2 protein-coding genes are annotated in these 1,555 nt (G+C 71.6%); one reads left to right on the forward strand and one right to left on the reverse strand.

Annotated features, from left to right (window positions below):
* Positions 1-1,196, forward strand: a 1,196-nt coding sequence (gene hutH / locus RIF93_RS20675; protein ID WP_309093320.1) for a histidine ammonia-lyase, incomplete at its 5' end; no start/stop codon positions are given.
* Between the two features lie 3 nt (positions 1,197-1,199).
* On the opposite strand, the gene RIF93_RS20680 is transcribed toward hutH, so the two are convergent.
* Positions 1,200-1,555: alpha-hydroxy-acid oxidizing protein (locus tag RIF93_RS20680; RefSeq protein WP_309093321.1), on the reverse strand; the 356-nt coding region annotated here is incomplete at its 5' end.

A 1,555-nucleotide genomic window follows, 5' to 3' on the forward strand; every position in this document is an offset into this window, starting at 1 on the left:
CGGGGATCCGCCGCGAGACGCTCGAGACCCTGGTCGAACTCGTCAACGCCGACATCCTGCCGTGCATCCCGTCCAAGGGCTCCGTCGGCGCCTCGGGCGACCTCGCGCCGCTGGCCCACATGAGCTGTGTCCTGATCGGCGTCGGCGAGGCCCGCACGGACGGCGAGACGCTGTCCGCCGAAGCGGCGCTGGCCCGCATCGGGCGAACGCCCCTGACGCTGGGTCCGAAGGAAGGCCTCGCCCTGCTGAACGGCACCCAGTGCTCCACCGCCCTGGCTCTAGCCGGCCTGTTCGCCGCCGAAGACTGCTTCGCCGCCGCCGTCGCCGCGGGCGCCCTGTCGGTGGACGCCCTGAAGGGCTCCGACGCCCCGTTCGATCCGCGCATCCACGCCCTGCGCCGCCAGCCGGGCCAGATTGACGTCGCCGCCCGCCTGCGCGCCCTGATGCAGGGCTCGGCCATCCGGGACAGTCACCGCGACGGCTGCCACAAGGTCCAGGACCCCTATTCGCTGCGCTGCCAGCCGCAGGTCATGGGCGCGACGCTGGACGTGCTGCGCAGCGCCGCCGCCATGCTCGAGCGCGAAGCCAACGCCGTGACCGACAATCCGCTGGTCTTCATCGACGACGGCGACGTCATCTCCGGCGGCAACTTCCATGCCGAACCCGTTGCTTATGCAGCGGATCAGATCGCCATGGCCCTGTGCGAGATCGGCAACATCTCCGAGCGCCGCACGGCCATCCTGGTCGATCCGAAGATGAGCGAGCTTCCTGCCTTCCTGGTCAGGGAAAGCGGCCTCAACTCCGGCTTCATGATCGCCCAGGTGACCGCTGCAGCGCTGGTCGCCGAGAACCGCATGGTCGCGCACCCCTGCGTCGTCGACACGGTGCCGACCTCGGCCAACCAGGAGGACCACGTCTCCATGGCCACCCACGGAGCGCGCCGCCTGCTCGACATGGCGGAGAACACCGCCACGGTGGTCGGGATCGAACTGCTCGCCGCCGCCCAGGGGATCGAATTCCACCGCCCGCTGAAGAGCTCGCCGGAGCTGGAGCAGGTCTGGGCGATCGTGCGCGAGGCGGCGGCGGCCTATGGCTCGGATCACTATTTCGCCCCCGACATCGAACGCGCGACGCAGGGGGTGCGGGCCGGCCGCTACCGCCCCTTCGCCGGCGACCTGCTGCCGTCCGCCGGCTGAGCGTCAGCCCTGCAGCGGGGCCTTGCGCAGGGCCGTCAGGTTGGCGGAGCCGGTGCAGAAGCAGACGGTGCGCAGCTGGCGGATGACGGTCCGGAAGTGGGCGACCACCGCCTCGGTGGAGAGGGTGGCGGCGGTCAGCACGCCGGCGGCCTGGCCGACGATGTCGGCGCCGAGCCGTATCGCCTTGGCCGCGTCCACGCCGTCCGCGATTCCGCCGGAGCCGATGATCAGGGTCCTCGGACAGGCGGCGCGGACCTCGGCGATAGCGCGGGCGGTGGGAATGCCCCAGCCGCCGAAGGCCGCGGCATGCGCCTGATCGGCCGGATCCTTCGCCCGCTCGCCCTCGACTGTCGCCCAGT

Origin of the sequence: Phenylobacterium sp., assembly GCF_031181185.1 — a bacterium.
In the GTDB taxonomy this organism is placed as follows: Bacteria; Pseudomonadota; Alphaproteobacteria; order Caulobacterales; family Caulobacteraceae; genus Phenylobacterium.